The following is a 16,761-nucleotide window of genomic DNA, read 5'->3' as shown; positions in this document are numbered from 1 at the left end:
TTTTTGTTTGTGCGCCGCAGCAAATTGTCGGAGAGAGGCGCCACGTACGGCCGACCGGAGCAAAGACTTCGGCTGTCTTGCGGCAGGCAGGGACGATCCATTTTACCTTGTTAAGGGGATCAACCCATGAAGACTCTCTCCCGCGCGTGCCTGGGCCTTGCCCTTGCGGCTTCCGCTCTTCCCGCCACCGCTTTCGCCCAGAACGAAGCACCCTCCGATCCGATCACCATTTCGGGCAGCGTGACGCTGGTATCCGACTATCGCTTCCGCGGTTTCACCCAGAACAGCGAAGACCCGGCCATCCAGGGCGGCATCACCGTGACCCACGAAAGCGGCTTTTACGTCGGCACCTGGGGATCGAGCGTCAGCTTTGCCGGTAACACCGAGGTCGACCTGTTCGCGGGTTACAGCAAGGATGTCGGCGGCGTGACGATCGACGGCGGTCTGCTTTACTATCTCTATCCGCAGCACGGCGGATCGGGCGCCGACTTCTTCGAACCCTATCTGAACCTGTCGACCGATGTCGGGCCGGTGAATGCGAAGGTCGGCGTCAACTATGCGTGGAAGCAGTCGGCGCTCGGCAATCTGCAGGACCCAAGCCGCGCGCCCGGTGCCAAATCGTCGGCCTTCTATCTGCACGGCGAACTCGCCGCCGACATTCCGGGCACGCCCCTGGCGCTGAACGCCCATGCGGGCCAAGCATGGAGCGACGCCTTCCCCGGCGGTTTCGACGGCAAGGTGTTCGACTGGTCGGTCGGTGCGACGGCTTCGTACAAGATGCTGACCTTCGGCGTCAGCTATGTGAACACCGACGAGCCCAAGGCCGGCGGTTACAAGGAAGCGATCGGCGCCGACGGCGCGGTGGTCTTTTCGCTCGGCGCGTCGTTCTGATGCCGGGCAGGGGCGGCCTTCGGGGGGAGGCCGCCCCCTCCTTCTTCTTCTATTCGGAATGCCAGCGCAGATTGCCGCGCCCAAGGTCGGCGAGGCTTTTTGCGCCCATCAGCTTCATGCCGCGCTCCATCTCGGCGCGGAGCAGCGCGACGGCGCGCGCCACCCCCGCTTCGCCCGCCGCGGCGAGCGCATAGAGATAGAGCCGGCCGCCCGAGCAGGCTTTCGCGCCGACCGACAGCGCCTTGAGCACATGCGTCCCGCGGGTGATGCCACCGTCGCAGATGACCTCCACCCGGTCGCCGACCGCCTCGACGATCGCCGCCAGCGCGTCGAAGGGGGCAATGCTGCCGTCGAGCTGCCGCCCGCCATGGTTCGACACCATGATCGCGGTCGCGCCAATGTCGGCGGCGCGCCGCGCGTCCTCGACCGCGACGATGCCCTTCAGGCAGAAAGGGCCGTCCCACGCCTTGCGGATCGCCTCGGCACGTTTCCAGTCGAGGCTCTGGTCGAGCATGGTGGTGAAATATTCGGCGACCGACTTGGGCACGCTCGACCCTTCGGACACGTGCGTCGCAAGGTTGGGCAGGCTGAATTTTTCGCGCAAGACATAGTTGAGACCCCAGCCGGGCTTGATCGCATAGCTCAGCATGTTCGATGCGGTGAAGCGCGGCGGCGAGGTAAAGCCCGAGCGCAGGCAGCGTTCGCGGTTGCCGCCGACGATCGTATCGACGGTGAGCGCGACGGCATCGAACTTCGCCGCGCGCGCGGCCTCGAGCATCGCATGGTTGAGCCCTTCGTCCTTGTGGACATAGAGCTGGAACAGCTTGGGGCCGTCGGTTAGCGCGCCCGCTTCGGCGAGGCCGATCGTCGCGAGGCTCGATATGCCGGCGACGGTCCCCGCATCGGCGGCAGCGCGCAACACCGCGCGCTCGCCCTGCCAGTGGAACAGGCGCTGGAGCGCGGTGGGTGACAGGAAAAGCGGCATCGCGACCTCGCGGCCGAAGAGCGTCGTCTTCATGTCGATCGATTCGACGCCGGCCAGCACGCGCGGGATGAGGTCGCACCGGTCGAAGGCGGCGCGGTTGCGGCGGCGCGTCACCTCATCATCCGCGGCGCCGTCGATATAGTCGAACACCGGCCAGGGCAGCCGCCGCTTCGCCAGCGCGCGGAAATCGTCGATATTGTGGCAGTCGGTCAGCTTCATGTCGTGGTCGCTCCAGTCAGGCGGGCGAGCGCCCAGCGCGGTTCGATCGCGCGCGCGGGGTCGGCGATGTGCGCCGCGATACGCGCGCCGATGGCCGGGGCGAGCGCGAAGGCACGCCCCGTCGCGCCGCCGGCGAGCCAGGCGCGTGCGTGGCCGGGCAGGCGGTCGAGCAGCAATTCGCCGCTGATCGTGCGGCAGTCGTGCGCGGCGGCGCTCGCGACGACCGGAGCCTCGGCCAGATGCGGGACGCGGCCCGCGAGCCACTGGCGCACCGCGGCCAGCGCGGCATCGTCGGCGCGGCGGTCGAAGCTGTCGGGATCGACCGTTGCATCGGGGGCGCTTTTCCACACGCGCACCCCGCGCCCCTCGATGTCGGGGAGCAGGGTGAAGCCGTATGCGCGGTCGACCAGCGCGGGCATCGCGGGCGGGCGATACTGGACATCGCCCTGACCGGGGCCGACGTGAAAAAGCTGGTAGCGCACCGCCGACAGCCGTGCGGGCGTCAATATCTGCGGAAAAAGCTCGGTCAGCCACGCGCCGGTCGCATAGACGATGCTGCGGGCGGTACCGCCGTCGGGCAGGATATAAAGGTCGCGCTTCTTGTCGAACAGCGGCGCGGGCATGACGACGTCTTCTACATCGACCTGTGCGTCGAGGATGGTTTCGAGAATGGCGCGGCGGCCGGCGAGAAGCGCGGCCTTGTCAGCGACGAGAGCCGCTTCCTCGTCGCGCCAGCCGATCGCGCCGAAGCGGCTGCGCAGCTTGTGCCCGGTCGTGCGGTCGGTCCCCGGCGGCTCGTCGGCGCTGTCGGTCGGCAGCAGTGTGGTGACCGCTGCGCACTGGGTCACGATCGGCAGGCTGGCGCTGTCGGACAGGCGCTGCCACAGCGGCAGGCTGTCGTGCGCGAGGTCGGCGTAGAGCGCGTCGCCCCCCTGTGCGGGATCGTACAGCATGGTCGGGAGGTTCGAGGCGGCGCGGCCGTTCCCGGCGCCATAGGCATCGAACAGCCGGACATCGAGGCCCTGACGGACGAGATGCCACGCGGTCCATGCCCCGACCGCGCCGGCGCCGACGACCGCGACATCAACATGCTTGTCGGGCGATTTGACGCCCTTGCGCCGTTTCGATGCGCGCGGCTGCGGCGGATCCTTGCGCTTCGGTTCTTTCGTCGCCGCGCCGAGCGCCAGCGCGGCGGGCGCCGCGGCGAGCGCGCCGAGCAGACGCCGCCGATCCATCAGCCGCCCTTTTTGTAGTAGCGGTAGCCGCCGATCCAGGTTTCGAGCGGCACCATCTTGCGGATGTCCTCGGGGCTGGCGAGCAGCAGATCGGTGTCGACAATCAGGAAGTCGGCGCGCATGCCGGGCATCAGCGTGCCGAGCCGGTCCTCGGCGAAGGCGGCATAGGCGGCGCTGCGCGTGAAGCCGTCGAGCGCGGTCTCGCGCGATACCGCTTCTTCGGGATGCCAGCCGCCGAACGGCTGACTCTGTGCATCGGTGCGCGAGATGGCGGCGGCGATGCCGGGGAAGGGGTTGGCGCTTTCGACCGGCACGTCCGACCCGAAGGTGAGGCGGACGCCGGCATTTTCCATGCTGCGCCACGCATAGGCGCCCTTCAGCCGGTCGGGCCCGAGGCGGGCTTCGGCCATCAGCCGGTCCGACGGCTGGTGGATCGGCTGCATCGACGCGATGACGCCGAGCTTGGCGAAACGCGGGATGTCGGCGGGATCGACGATCTGCGCATGTTCGATCCGCCAGCGCCGTTCGCCGGGCAGATCGGCAGTGAGATCGGTGATTGCGTCGAGCGCCTCGGCATTTGCGGCATCGCCGATGGCGTGGATCGCGACCTGAAACTTGTCCATCGAGGCGCGGACCATCTTGTTGCGCAATTGCGCCGGGGTCAGCAGCGGCAGGCCCTTCTGGCCCGGCGCGTCGGCATAGGGCGCCTTGAGCCACGCGCCGCGCGACCCGAGCGCGCCGTCGAGATAGAGCTTCACCCCCACCATGCGCAGCTTGTCGTCATAGAGCCACGGCGTGGGCCCCGGACCCGCGATCAGCGCCATATTGTCGATGTCGCCGCCGTAGCTGAGGATACGGATCGCGAGCTGGTGCTTGTCGCCCGCGCGGCGATAGGCCTGCCATTCCTGGATCGTCGTGCCCATGTCGGCGATCGCGGTGATCCCCTGGGCGAGCAACTGCTGCTGCGCGGCGAGGAAGGCGCGGTCAAGGTCGCGCGCGAGCGGCTTGGGCTTGGCACTGTCGATCAGCGCGACCGCGGCATCGACGAAGACGCCAGCGGGCTTGCCATCCGCCATCTCGATCCGGCCGCCCTCGGGCGCCTTGGTCGCGGCGGTGATCTTTGCCGCCGCCATTGCAGCGCTGTTGGCCCATCCGGCGTGGCCGTCGACGCGTTCGAGCCAGACCGGCCGGTCGGGCACGACCGCGTTGAGATCGGCCGCGGTCGGGAAGCGGCCCAATCCCCATTTTTCCTGATTCCACCCGCGCCCGATGATCCACGGGAGTTCTGGGTTTTCGTCGGCATATTTCTTGATCGCCGCCTGTGCCTCGGCCAGCGAGCGCGTGTCCGAGAGGTCGAGCAGCATGAGCGACAGGCCCAGGCCCATCAGATGGCCGTGTGCGTCGATCATGCCCGGGATCAGCGTCCGGCCCTTGCCGTCTTCCTTGAAATCGGGGCGTTCGGGGCGCTTGTCCTTGCGGTCGAGGAGCTGCTTCACCTTGCCGTCGGTGCCGATCACCATGCCGGTGAAGCGCACGACCTTGCCGTCCTTGTCGAGCGTGATACCGTTGACATTGTCGACGAGCGTATCGGCCTGCGCGGGTGCAGCGAGCAGGAGGGCGATGACGGTTAGGGCTAGGCGCTTCATTTCGGCAACCTCGTCACGAGCGAGCTGGTGTCCAGGCGGCCGCCGCCTGCGCCCTGCACCTCGGCATAAAATTGATCGACCAGCGCCGCGACGGGAAGCGTCGCCCCGTTGACGCGGGCTTCGTCGAGCGCGAGGCCCAGATCCTTGCGCATCCAGTCGACCGCAAAGCCGAAATCATATTCGTCCTTCGCCATCGTGCCCCAGCGGTTGAGCATCTGCCAGCTTGCCGCGGCACCGCCCGACACTGCCTCGAACACCTTGTCGGTGTCGAGGTCCGACGCCTGGGCGAAGCGCAGCGCTTCGGAGAGGCCCTGAAGAACGCCGGCGATCGCGATCTGGTTGACCATCTTGGTCGTCTGGCCCGCGCCCGGTCCGCCAATATGCACGATGCGCGCGGCATAGGCGCGCATCAGGGGCTCGGCGGCGGCGAAGGCGGCGTCGCTGGCGCCGCACATGATCGACAGCGCCCCATTTTGCGCACCCGCCTGACCGCCCGAGACCGGCGCATCGACGCACAGCAGGCCGCGCGCATCGGCCTCTTCGGCCAGGCGCCGGGCGATTCGGGCGGAGACGGTCGTGTGATCGACGAAGACCGCGCCAGACTTCATCGCGCCGAAAGCCCCGTCGTCGCCGAGCGTCACCGCCGCGAGATCGTCGTCGTTGCCGACGCAGGCGAACACCGCATCGGCGCCCGCGGCGGCGGCGGCGGGGCTGTCCGCTGCCTGACCGCCATAATCCGCCGCCCAGGCGTCCGCCTTGGCGCGGGTGCGGTTATAGACGGTGACGGCATGACCGGCCTTGACAAGATGGCCGGCCACCGGGCCCCCCATGATGCCGGTGCCGATAAAGGCGATGCGCAATTTTTCTTCGCTCATGCCGCGGTCCATAACCATGGTTTGCGCGCGGCGCCAGATAGGGTAGGGGGCTTGCCGCTATGACCGATCAATCCATCCTGACCGCCGCCGCCGATTTTCCGGCGATAAACCTCGACGATGTGCGGGCGGCGGCGGGACGAATTGATGGCGCGGTTGTCCGCACCCCGACGCTGAAGTCGCAGACGCTGTCCGAGCTGGTCGGTGCCGAGGTGTGGCTGAAATTCGAAAATCTTCAATTCACCGCAGCCTACAAGGAACGCGGTGCGCTCAACGCCCTGCTGCTGCTCAGCGAAGAGGCGAAGGCGCGCGGCGTGATCGCGGCGTCGGCGGGCAATCATGCACAGGGACTTGCCTATCATGGCAAGCGGCTCGGCGTGCCCGTCACCATCGTCATGCCGAGCACGACGCCGCAGGTGAAAGTGTCGCAGACCGCGAGTCACGGCGCGCAGATCGTGTTGTTCGGCGAAAAATTCGACGATGCCTACGCCCATGCACGCGAGCTCGAGGCGGAACGCGGGCTGACCTTCGTTCACCCCTTCGACCATCCGCACGTCGCGGCGGGGCAGGGGACGGTCGCGCTCGAAATGCTCGAGGATGTGCCCGAACTCGACACGCTGATCGTGCCGATCGGCGGCGGCGGTCTGCTCGCCGGCATGGGCACCGCGGCGCGCGGGATCAAGAATGACATGCGGCTCGTCGGCGTGCAGGCCGAACTTTACCCGTCGATGTATGCCGAGCTGAACGGCGTCGACATGGCGTGCGAGGGCGATACGCTCGCCGAGGGCATCGCGGTCAAGGAGCCGGGAAGCTATACGCGCAAGCTGGTCGCCGCACTCAACGACGATATCGTGCTCGTCGCCGAACGCCATCTGGAGCGCGCGGTCAGCCTGCTGCTCCAGATCGAGAAGACGGTGGTCGAAGGCGCGGGCGCCGCGGGCCTCGCGGCGATGCTCGCGCATCCCGAGGAATTCGCCGGGCGCAAGGTCGGCCTGGTGCTGACGGGCGGCAATATCGACACGCGCCTGCTCGCGAATGTGCTGCTGCGCGACCTTGCGCGATCGGGCCGGATCGCGCGGCTGCGCATCCGGTTGCAGGACCGCCCCGGCGCACTGTTCAAGGTGATGGAGGTGTTCAACGAAAAGCAGGTGAACATCATCGAAATCTATCACCAGCGCATCTTCACGACGCTGCCCGCCAAGGGCCTGATCACCGACATCGAATGCGAGGCGCGCGACAAGGAGCATCTCGACAGCCTCGTCTCGGCGCTGCGCGATGCGGGCTATATGGTCACGACGGTGGAGCTGGCCTGATTTTTCCCCTCTCGCAAGCGGGAGGGGCGGCGAGGCTTGGCAGCTTGCTGCCTAGCCGCAGCGAGGTGGGCCAGCCACACCGCGTTCTTGCCCACCCCGTTGCGACTAGCGGACAAGTTCGCAAGTCTCACTGCCCCTCCCGCTTGCGGGAGGGGATTGCTATGGTGCCGCGATGAAAGAATTCACCCTCGCCCTTATCGCCACGCCCGACGCCATCGACGAGCTGGGCCATGTCAACAATGCGGTCTGGGTCCAGTGGATCCAGCAGGTTGCGACGGGGCATTGGGACGCCGCGGCGCCGCAGAGCCACAAGGATGCCTATATCTGGGTCGTGGTGCGGCACGAGATCGACTATCTGCGCGCGCTCGGCCCCGGCGAGACGGTGACCGCGCGGACCTGGGTCGCCGACAAGCCGCAGGGCGCGAAGTTCGACCGCTTCATGGAATTCACCGGCGCGGATGGCACGGTGCATGTCCGCGCGCGCACCGTCTGGGCCCTGCTCGACAAGGCGAGCGGCCGCCCGCTGCGCGTCACCGACGCGATCGTCGCCCCCTTTCAGGCCGACCGGTGAGGCGCCCGGCGTTACCGCGCGGTCAGTAGGCGAGGGCGCAGCCGTCGGCGCGCATCTCGCTCGCCGCGGCATAGACGCGCGTGTCGCCGTCCATGCGATGTTCGACGCACTGGTAGCGGCCGAAGCCGCCGTCGGGATTGCCGATCGTCCAGCCGAGCGCCGCAAGCTGGGCCCGCGTCGCGGCGGGAACGCCGCTTTCGAGCCGCAGAAGTCCCTTGGGGCCGAGCCCCGACGCATCCTCGCCCATCGATTGCGACGATCCTTCATGATGCCAGCGCGGCGAATCGCCGGCGGCCTGGATTTCAAGGCCGTAGTCGATGCGGTTGACCATGATCTGCGTCTGCCCCTGCGGTTGCATGTCGCCGCCCATCACCCCGAAGCTCATCCACGGCGTGTCGCCATGCGCGGCGAAACCGGGGATGATCGTCTGGAACGGGCGCTTGCCGGGGGCATAGATATTCGGGTGGCCGTCTTGCAGGCTGAACAACTGGCCGCGATCCTGGAACATGAAGCCCAGCCCGTCGGCGACAAGCCCCGACCCCATGCCGCGGAAGTTCGACTGGATCATCGACACCATCATGCCGTCCTTGTCGGCGACGCTGAAATAGGTGGTGTCGCCATGGCTCGGCGCCTGCCCCGGATGGACCGGGGTCAGGATGCGGTCGGGGCGGATCAGCCGGGCGCGCTCGGCCGCATAGTCCTTCGAGATCAGCCATTCGACCGGCACGTTCGAAAAATGCGGGTCGGCGTAGTAGCGCGCGCGATCCTCATAGGCGAGGCGCTTTGCCTCGGCCTGAAGATGGATCGACAGCGCCGACTGGAACCCCGCGCCCTTCAGGTCGAAATTTTCGAGGATGTTGAGCATCTGCAGCGTCGCGATGCCCTGCGTGTTGGCGCCGAGTGCATAGACGTCGGTGCCGCGGTAGGATGTGCGGTGCGGCTCGATCCATTCGGAGCGGTGCGCGGCCAGATCCTCGCGGCGCAGCCAGCCCCCGATGCGCCGGAAATAGGCGTCGATCGTCCGCGCAATCTCGCCATCGTAAAAGACGTCGCGGCCGCCCTCGGCGATCAGGCGGAAGGTGCGCGCAAGGTCGGGGTTGCGGAACACCTGTCCCGCTTGCGGCCCCTTGCCGTCGGCCATGCCATAGGTGCGCAGCGCATTGTCGACCTCTTCGATCCCGCGCCCCGGCTGGCGAAAACCGGCGAGGCTGCGGCGGATATAATAAGCGATCATGTCGGGGACCGGCGCGCCCGCCTCGGCATGGGCGATGACCGGTTCGAAAAGCTCCTTCCACGGCAGCTTGCCGTAGCGCTGGTGCATCGTCCACCAGGCGTCGACCGTCCCCGGCACCGACACCGCGATCGCGCCATAAGCCGGGATCGCGCCGCCCGTCGCGCGCGACCGCACGGTGGCGAGGTCAAGCGCGCGGGGGCTTTTGCCCGACCCCGCCAGCCCGACGACCTTCTTTGCCTTCGGATCCCAGATCATCGCATAGGCGTCGCCGCCGATGCCATTGGCGGTGGGTTCGAGCAAGCCGAGGCAGGCGTTGGTCGCGATGGCGGCGTCGACCGCCGACCCGCCGCGTTTCAGCATGTCGATCCCCGCCTGCGTCGCGAGGGGATGCGCGGTGCCGACCGCGCCGCTGAGGCCGTAAGCGGCGGTACGCGAGGCGAAGCTCGCACCGACCGGCCGGTCGCCGGCATGCACGTCGGGTCGCAGGAAGCGTTCGCTGTCCTTGTCCCACGCGGGAGGCAGCGCCGGATCGCCTTTTGGCGCCGGCTTCGCGGACTGGGCAAGCCCGGCGGTCGGTAACAGGGCGACGGCGGGGGCGGCAGCAAGAAGCGTGCGACGGCGCATGGCGATGTCCTTTGGAATTTTCTGTCGTCCCTTTGTTGCGCCATGCGGCAGGCTTGGCAAGGGGCGTGGAGACTCCCTACTCGAGTTCGGTAAGGTCGAGCGCCGCGAGCAACTGCGCGCGGGCGCGGCGGACGTCGGCGGTGAGCGCGGGTGAAGCGAGGTCGCCGGGTGCGATCGCTTCGGGCCAGTGCGCCGCGACGACGGCGGCGATCCGCTCGAGCTTGGCTTCGTCGGCCATAAACCGCGGATCGACGGTCGCCGGATCGGCGACGACGCGCAGGCGCAGGCAGGCGGGGCCGCCGCCATTGGCCATCGACTGGCGCACGTCGACCGGAAACAGCCGCCGGATCGGACCGTTGCCCGCGACATGCGCCTCGAGCCAGGTCCACACGCTCGGCGTTTCGCGCGCTTCGGTGGGGAGGATCAGCCCCATGCCGCCGTCGTTCGGCAGGCTGACGAGCTGCGCGTTGAACAGATAGGATTTGATCGCATCGGGCAGGCTGACTGCGCTCGCTGGGACTTCGACGATCTCGACCTCGGGAAAGGCCGCGCGGATCTGGGCATGCGCCGCCGCGCGGTCCTCGAAAGCGGTTTCGTGCGTGAACAGCACGCGCTCGTTGGCGACGGCGACCACGTCGTTGTGAAAGGCGCCGCCCTGGATCGCGGTGTCCGATTGCCGGATGAACAGCGTCCGGTCGGGATCGAGCCGGTGGTGGCGCGCGATCGCTTTCGAGGCGTCGAGATGCTGGCGCGCCGGGAAGCGTCCGCCGCCGACGCCATAGACGAAAATCTCGACCCCCGGCTGGTCATGGCCGGCGCACAGCCGCATGTGATTGGCGGCGCCCTCGTCGCCGAACGGCACGGGGACCGGACCGTGGACGGCGAAGGCCGAGTGCGCGAAGGCGAGCCGGAGCTGGGCGAGCGTGCCCTGCCACTCATGGCTGCGGTGCGGCATGGTGACGAGATTGGCGACGGTCAGATGGCATTTGCCGTCGCCGCTGTCGGGCGCGGGCGAGACGGTGGCGGCATTGGCGGCCCACATCGACGAGGCCGACCAGGCCTGCGCGCGCAGATGCGCCTCGGCGCTGTCGAGATCGGTCGCCAGCGCCGCGAGCCACGCCGCATCGGGGCGGTCGAGCGGCGCGAAAAAGCCCTGCGGCAGCCCGAGCGCGAGGTTGTGGCGCATCTTGTCGATGCCCTGCAGCGCCGCGGCGCGCGGTTGCGACACGTCGCCGGCATTGCTGGCGGAAGCCATGTTGCCGCGGCTGAGGCCAGCATAATTATGCGTCGGGCCGATGATGCCGTCGAAGTTGATTTCGGTGATCATGGCTCAGCGCCCGATCCAACTGATGGTATCGCCGGTGCCGATCTGCAGCAGCCGCGCCGTCTCGGCATCGATGCTGCCGCCCTCGCCGACCTTGCCGAAGCAGCAGCGGAAATCGGCAAGGCGGCCCGTCGCGATCAGCGCGTCCGCGCCATCGTCCAACCGGTCGGCGACCCGCGTCACCTCGACATGCTGCGCGTCGCGGATGCTCGACACCTGATCGGTGCGCGCGGTCATCGTCGGGCCGCCGTCGAAGATGTCGATGTAATTTTCGAAGGCGAAGCCCTCATTCTCGAGCATCCGCATGGCGGCGCGGCCAGTGGGATGGGGAACGCCGATCACGCTGCGCGCGGTTTCGGGCAGCATTGCGATATAGACCGGATGCTTGGGCATCAGGTCGGCAATGAACTGGTTGCCGTGAACGGCATTGAACTGGTCGGCTTCCTGAAAGCTCATGCCGAAGAATTTGCCGGCGACGCCGTCCCAGAAGGGCGATCCGCCCGCTTCGTCGATCACCCCGCGCAACTCGGCCAGGATGCGGTCGCCGAAGCGCGCGCGGTGCCGCGCGATGAACAGATAGCGCGAGCGTGCGAGCAACAGGCCAAGCCCGCCGGCGCGCGCCGCGGGATGGAGGAACAGGCCGCCGACCTCGCTCGACCCGTTGAGATCGTTGCTGAGCATGAGCACCTGCGCGTGGAAGGTCCGCCCCAATTGCTCGCTGTGCTTGCTGTCGGTGCCGATGCGATAGCTGTAGAAGGGCCAGCGCTGGCCGACCTGGCCGAAAATCTGGCAGGTGCCGCGCACCTCGCCCGTTTCGGTGTCCTCGAGCATCATCAGATAAAGCTCGTCGGACGGATACTCGCGGTCGCTGGCGAAGCTGGCCTCGGCGCGATCGAGCTTGGCGCGCAGCGCCTTGCGGTCGGGCGGCAGATTGGTGAAGCCGCCCCCCGTCAGTTTCGCCATTTCGTAGATGCTTTGCAGGTCGCTCGGTTTCGCCGAGCGGATCACATAGCTCACACAGTCCCCCGTTCCGCTATTTTCATTAGGGTCAGCGCTGACAGCTGCGCGCGTTCAGCGAGACTGTCGACGATCAGAAATTCGTCCGACGAATGGATGGCGCCGCCGCGCGGGCCCATCGTGTCGACGACGGGAATGCCGCAGGCGGCGATATTGTTGCCGTCGCACACGCCGCCGGTCGCGTTCCAGCCGATCGACAGGCCCAGCGCCGCGCCGCAGTCGCGGACCAGTTCGAAGAGACGCGTCGCCGCGGCATCGAGCGGCTTGGGCGGACGGTTGAAGCCGCCGTAGAGATGGCAATGGACGTCGTGGTCGCGCTGGATCGCGGCGATGGCGTCGCGCAGCGCCGCTTCGGCGGCGGCCATCGCGTCGGGGGTCATCGGCCGCATGTTGACGCGCAGGATCGCCTGATCTGGGACAACATTATTGGGGCCGCCCCCGTCGATCTTCGCGGGATTGACCTTGAGGTCGGGAGATTTCAGCGCATTGAGGCGGAGTGCGAGGTCGGCGGCGGCGACGAGCGCGTTGCGGCCGTCCTCCGGGTTGCGTCCGGCGTGCGCCGAGCGGCCGTGGATCAGCACGGAGAAATTGCCACTGCCCGGGCGCGCGCCGGCGAGCGTGCCGTCGGGCAGTGCGGGTTCGTAGGTAAGCGCCGCGGTCTTGCCGCGCGCCAGTTCGGCGATCAGCGCGGCGGAGGCGTGGCTGCCCGTTTCCTCGTCGCTGTTGATCATCACGTCATAGCCGACGCGCTCGGCCAGCGGCGACGCCTCGAGCGCCGACAGCGCGGCAAGGATGACGGCGATGCCGCCCTTCATGTCGGCGGTGCCGGGGCCGTTGAGGACGCCCGGCTCCAGCCATTTGAGCGACTGGAAAGGGTGATCGGCGGCGAACACCGTGTCCATATGGCCGGTCAGCAGCAGCTGGACCGGCGCCTCGGGGCGCACGCGAAGATGGAGATGCGCGCCGCGCTCGATCGTCTGGACGCGGCCCGCGGCATCGACGCTTTCGACAGGATCTGGCGCGACGAGGCGCACGGTGCCGGGGAGCGCCGAAAAGGCGTCGGCGAGCAGGCCGGCGACGGTCTTCAGCCCGGCAAGATTACCGGTGCCGCTGTTGACCGCGGCCCAGCGTTCGACCTGCGCCAGCATCGGCGCATCGGCCGCACGCTCCAGCGTGGCGGTTTCGCTTGGCTTCAGGATGGTCATGCGCAGCCTATAGCCGCCCGCGCCCGGCTTTGGCACCCCCGGCGCGAAACAATCTTTCACGCGATACGGTAAATCACTGACATCGCTGGACGAGGCAGGCGATGTCGCGCGCGAAAGCGTCCGAATCGCAACGCGTTAACCGAAACTTCGTCTGCCTGGGCATAGGGCCTTGGCATCGCGCCAACGAGTGGGTCCATGACAGCCGCCTTCGTCCTCGTCATCAACATGTGCATCGCCGGGATTTTCGCGGTGGCATTCGGCGTGATCGCGGCGACCAACCGAATGGCCCGCGGCGCCGCCTTCATGGCGGCGGGCTATGCGCTGGGCATCGTCGATGTCGCGCTGGAATTCCTGCTGCCCTTCCAGACCGATCCGACGCCGGTGGCGGTCAGCATCTTTGTGGTATTCCTGCTCGCGCTCAGCTTCTGCCTCATCGGCATCTCGCGCCACTATCGCGTGCCGACGCCGCGCGGCGCGATGATCGCGATCTGGGCGAGTGCGCTGCTGTTGGCGCCCCTTGCCTTTTCGCTGCCTTACGGGTCGCCCGCGCGCGGCATGATCTATCAATTTTCCTATTGCCTGATGCAGGGGCTGGCCGGGGTCGTCATCTTGCGGTCGGGGCGGCGCCAGGCGCTCGACCTGCTGCTGATGGGGATGCAGTTCGTCGCGGCGCTGCTGTATCTGGTGAAACCCGTGATCGGTATGCTGGTTGGAACCGCCGCGGCGCCGCAGGCCTATATGGCGACAACCTATGCCGCGATTTCGCAGACGATGGGCGCGGTGACGCTGGTCGCGGTGGCAATGGTGCTGCTGCTCGTGATGATCCGCGATGCGACCGCCGAGATGACCGCGCGGTCCGAAACCGACCCGCTGTCGAGCGCGCTCAACCGGCGCGGCTTCGAACTACATGGGGAATCGGCGCTGGCGGGCGGTACACGCGGCGTTCTGGTCGCCGCCGACCTCGATCATTTCAAGCAGATCAACGACAGTTACGGCCATGCGGCGGGCGACGGCGTGATCGCGCATTTTGCCGCGCTGTTGCTGGACGCGGCGCCCGAGGGGGCGATCGTCGGACGCGTCGGCGGCGAAGAATTTGCGGTGCTGCTGCCCGATGCGCTGCTGTCCGACGGGCGGCTCTATGCCGAAACGGTGCGCGGCCGCTTTGCGGCGCAGCGGCTTCCGGTGCTCGGCGTCGATCGCTGTTTCACCGCGTCGTTCGGCGTCGCGCAGGCGGGGCGCGGCGACACGCTGCATGACCTGCTCCACCGCGCCGACGCCGCGCTTTACAGCGCCAAGGCCGGGGGACGGAACCTTGTGCGTGTGGCGCTCGGCGAATTGCCGCCGCTGCCCGCGATGGGCGCTGCCTGACGCGGCCCTGTGGCGCGATTGGGGCGCGAAGGGCGGTTGCCATCGCGCCCCAATCGCGCCATAGGGCGGCGGCCCTTTCCTCCCCGGGTCCATCCGCGCAATCGCGCTGACCAAAGGGTGCTTGAATGACTGATTTCCTCGACCGCAGCGGCCTGTCCGTCGATTCGCGTCTCGTCTCCTTCCTCGAGGAAAAGGCGATTCCGGGAACCGGCGTCGATACCGCCAAATTCTGGTCGGATTTCGCGGCGTTGCTCGGCACCTTCGCGCCCGAAAATGCCGCGCTGCTCGCGAAGCGCGAGGATTTACAGGCACAGATCGACGCCTGGCATCGGGCTCGCGAGGGGCAGGCGCATGGCGCCGCAGCCTATCAGGATTTTCTGCGCGAAATCGGCTATCTCGTCCCCGAACCCGCGCCGTTTGCGGTCGGCACCGTCAATGTCGATCCCGAAATCGCGACGATGGCGGGGCCGCAGCTCGTCGTGCCGGCGCTCAATGCGCGCTTCGCATTGAACGCCGCCAATGCGCGCTGGGGCAGCCTTTACGATGCGCTGTACGGCACCGACGCGCTCGACGCGCCGCCGGCCAAGCCCGGCGGCTACGACCCCGAACGCGGCGCGGCGGTGATCGCGCGGGCGAAGGCGTTTCTCGACGAAGCCGTGCCGCTGGCGTCGGGAAGCTGGACCGACTGGCAGGGCGGCGATCCGGTGCTGGCCGATCCGTCGCAGCTGGTGGGGCGCCGGCCGGGCGGGCTGCTGCTCCGCCACAACGGGCTGCACATCGAACTCGTGATCGATTCGAAGAGTCCGATCGGCAGCGGCGATCCCGCCGACATTGCTGACGTGGTGCTGGAAGCCGCGCTGACGACGATCATCGACCTTGAGGACAGCGTCGCGGCGGTCGATGGCGAGGACAAGACGCTCGGCTATACCAACTGGCTCGGCCTGATGCGCGGCGACCTCACCGAAAGCTTCGACAAGGGCGGCAAGACGATGACGCGCCGCATGGCGGACGACCGCGAATGGAGCGCGCCCGATGGCACGCCCTTCACGCTACACGGGCGCAGTGTGATGTTCGTGCGCAATGTCGGCCACCTGATGACGACGCCGATGATCCGTCTCCCCGATGGATCGGAAGCGCCCGAGGGGCTGTGCGATGCGGTCATCACCAGCCTGTGCGCGCTGCACGATCTGAAAGGTCTCGGCAGCCGGACCAACAGCCGCGCGGGCAGCATCTATATCGTCAAGCCCAAGCAGCATGGGCCCGAGGAGTGCGGCTTCACCGACCGGCTGTTCGACGCGGTCGAGGATATGCTCGGCCTCGCGCGTCAAACGATCAAGGTCGGCGTGATGGACGAGGAGCGCCGCACGAGCGCGAACCTTGCCGCCTGCATCGCAGCGGTGAAGGACCGGATCGTCTTCATCAACACCGGCTTCCTCGACCGCACCGGCGACGAGATCCATACCAGCATGCGCGCGGGGCCGATGATCCCGAAGGGCGAAATGAAGGCGTCGGACTGGATCGCCGCTTATGAGGACCGCAACGTCCGCATCGGGCTCGCCTGCGGGCTTTCGGGCAAGGCGCAGATTGGCAAGGGCATGTGGGCGATGCCCGACCTTATGAAGGCGATGTTGGACGCGAAGATCGGCCATCCGAAATCAGGCGCGAACACCGCATGGGTGCCGTCGCCGACCGCCGCGACGCTGCATGCGCTGCATTATCATATGGTCGACGTGTTCGCGCGGCAGAAGGACATTGCGGGCGAGGCCGTGCCGTCGCTCGACCGGCTGCTGGCGATTCCGGTCGCGACCGGACGCAACTGGAGCGAGGCCGAGGTCGTGCGCGAACTCGACAATAATTGCCAGGGCATATTGGGCTATGTCGTGCGCTGGATCGACCAGGGCGTCGGCTGTTCGAAGGTGCCTGACATCGACGACGTCGGCCTGATGGAAGACCGCGCGACCTTGCGCATTTCGAGCCAGGCGCTCGCCAACTGGCTGCTCCACGGCGTCTGCACCGCCGAACAGGTCGATGCGGCGCTCGCGCGGATGGCGGTGAAGGTCGATGCGCAGAATGCGGGCGATCCGCTGTATGAGAAGCTGACGCCCGAGGGCATTGCCTATCAGGCGGCGCGGGCGCTGATCTTCGAAGGCGTGACGCAGCCGTCGGGCTATACCGAGCCGCTGCTGCACAAATACCGGCTGGCGAAAAAAGCCGCCGCCTGAGATTGGCAACCCCCGACCCGCGGGTTAAGTAGCCC

The 16,761-nt window shown here is 67.7% G+C and carries 13 protein-coding genes; 5 read left to right on the top strand and 8 right to left on the bottom strand.

Annotation, left to right across the window (positions count from 1 at the left end; all coding sequences use genetic code 11):
* Nucleotides 1–126 precede the first annotated feature (126 nt).
* Nucleotides 127–891 carry a TorF family putative porin gene (locus P1IM2_RS00190; RefSeq protein ID WP_186401047.1) on the top strand — a complete coding sequence of 255 codons (765 nt, stop codon included), beginning with the start codon at nt 127–129 and terminating at the stop codon, nt 889–891.
* A 49-nt stretch (nt 892–940) separates the two neighbouring features.
* On the opposite strand, the gene P1IM2_RS00185 is transcribed toward P1IM2_RS00190, so the two are convergent.
* The 4 genes from P1IM2_RS00185 to P1IM2_RS00170 are packed head-to-tail and all read right to left on the bottom strand — an operon-like array spanning nt 941 to nt 5,851.
* On the bottom strand, nt 941–2,095 hold the full coding sequence (locus tag P1IM2_RS00185) for an alpha-hydroxy acid oxidase (protein WP_186401046.1): 1,155 nt from the start codon (nt 2,093–2,095) through the stop codon (nt 941–943).
* Nucleotides 2,092–3,330, bottom strand: coding sequence for an FAD-binding oxidoreductase (locus P1IM2_RS00180; RefSeq protein ID WP_186401045.1), 1,239 nt, complete (start codon nt 3,328–3,330; stop codon nt 2,092–2,094). The genes P1IM2_RS00185 and P1IM2_RS00180 overlap by 4 nt, the downstream gene beginning before the upstream one ends.
* A complete protein-coding gene (locus P1IM2_RS00175; protein WP_186401044.1) occupies nt 3,330–4,976 on the bottom strand; it encodes an amidohydrolase in 1,647 nt (548 codons plus the stop codon). Before P1IM2_RS00175 ends, P1IM2_RS00180 begins: the two co-directional genes overlap by 1 nt.
* Complete coding sequence (locus tag P1IM2_RS00170; RefSeq protein ID WP_254535816.1) at nt 4,973–5,851, bottom strand: NAD(P)-dependent oxidoreductase; 879 nt, start codon at nt 5,849–5,851, stop codon at nt 4,973–4,975. The genes P1IM2_RS00175 and P1IM2_RS00170 overlap by 4 nt, the downstream gene beginning before the upstream one ends.
* 59 nt (nt 5,852–5,910) lie before the next feature.
* On the opposite strand from P1IM2_RS00170, the gene P1IM2_RS00165 reads away from it, so the two are divergent.
* Both P1IM2_RS00165 and P1IM2_RS00160 read left to right on the top strand, forming a co-directional pair.
* Nucleotides 5,911–7,161, top strand: a complete 1,251-nt coding sequence (locus P1IM2_RS00165; RefSeq protein WP_062900888.1) for a threonine ammonia-lyase — start codon at nt 5,911–5,913, stop codon at nt 7,159–7,161.
* Nucleotides 7,162–7,333: 172 nt separating this feature from the next.
* Entirely contained in the window at nt 7,334–7,732 is a 399-nt protein-coding gene (locus P1IM2_RS00160; RefSeq protein ID WP_062900887.1) for an acyl-CoA thioesterase, read from the top strand.
* A 22-nt stretch (nt 7,733–7,754) separates the two neighbouring features.
* On the opposite strand, the gene P1IM2_RS00155 is transcribed toward P1IM2_RS00160, so the two are convergent.
* The 4 genes from P1IM2_RS00155 to P1IM2_RS00140 all read right to left on the bottom strand — a co-directional run bounded on the left by P1IM2_RS00155 (nt 7,755) and on the right by P1IM2_RS00140 (nt 13,136).
* Nucleotides 7,755–9,590, bottom strand: coding sequence for a gamma-glutamyltransferase family protein (locus tag P1IM2_RS00155; RefSeq protein WP_062900886.1), 1,836 nt, complete (start codon nt 9,588–9,590; stop codon nt 7,755–7,757).
* 76 nt (nt 9,591–9,666) lie between these two features.
* Nucleotides 9,667–10,917 (bottom strand): N-succinylarginine dihydrolase, encoded by a 1,251-nt coding sequence (locus P1IM2_RS00150; RefSeq protein WP_186401043.1) that lies wholly within the window; start codon nt 10,915–10,917, stop codon nt 9,667–9,669.
* 3 nt (nt 10,918–10,920) lie between these two features.
* Nucleotides 10,921–11,931, bottom strand: a complete 1,011-nt coding sequence (locus P1IM2_RS00145; protein ID WP_062900884.1) for an arginine N-succinyltransferase — start codon at nt 11,929–11,931, stop codon at nt 10,921–10,923.
* Complete coding sequence (locus P1IM2_RS00140) at nt 11,928–13,136, bottom strand: hydrolase (RefSeq protein WP_186401042.1); 1,209 nt, start codon at nt 13,134–13,136, stop codon at nt 11,928–11,930. Before P1IM2_RS00140 ends, P1IM2_RS00145 begins: the two co-directional genes overlap by 4 nt.
* A 195-nt stretch (nt 13,137–13,331) precedes the next feature.
* Between P1IM2_RS00140 and P1IM2_RS00135 the strand changes: the two genes are divergently transcribed.
* Nucleotides 13,332–14,504, top strand: a complete 1,173-nt coding sequence (locus tag P1IM2_RS00135; RefSeq protein ID WP_186401041.1) for a GGDEF domain-containing protein — start codon at nt 13,332–13,334, stop codon at nt 14,502–14,504.
* A gap of 125 nt (nt 14,505–14,629) precedes the next feature.
* Complete coding sequence (locus P1IM2_RS00130; RefSeq protein ID WP_186401040.1) at nt 14,630–16,726, top strand: malate synthase G; 2,097 nt, start codon at nt 14,630–14,632, stop codon at nt 16,724–16,726.
* The last annotated feature ends 35 nt before the right edge of the window (nt 16,727–16,761 follow it).

The sequence above is a fragment of the Sphingopyxis sp. P1IMeth2 genome, assembly GCF_900185685.1.
GTDB classification, from domain to species: domain Bacteria; phylum Pseudomonadota; class Alphaproteobacteria; order Sphingomonadales; family Sphingomonadaceae; genus Sphingopyxis; species Sphingopyxis terrae_A.
This window is presented reverse-complemented; position numbering and strand designations above follow the sequence as displayed.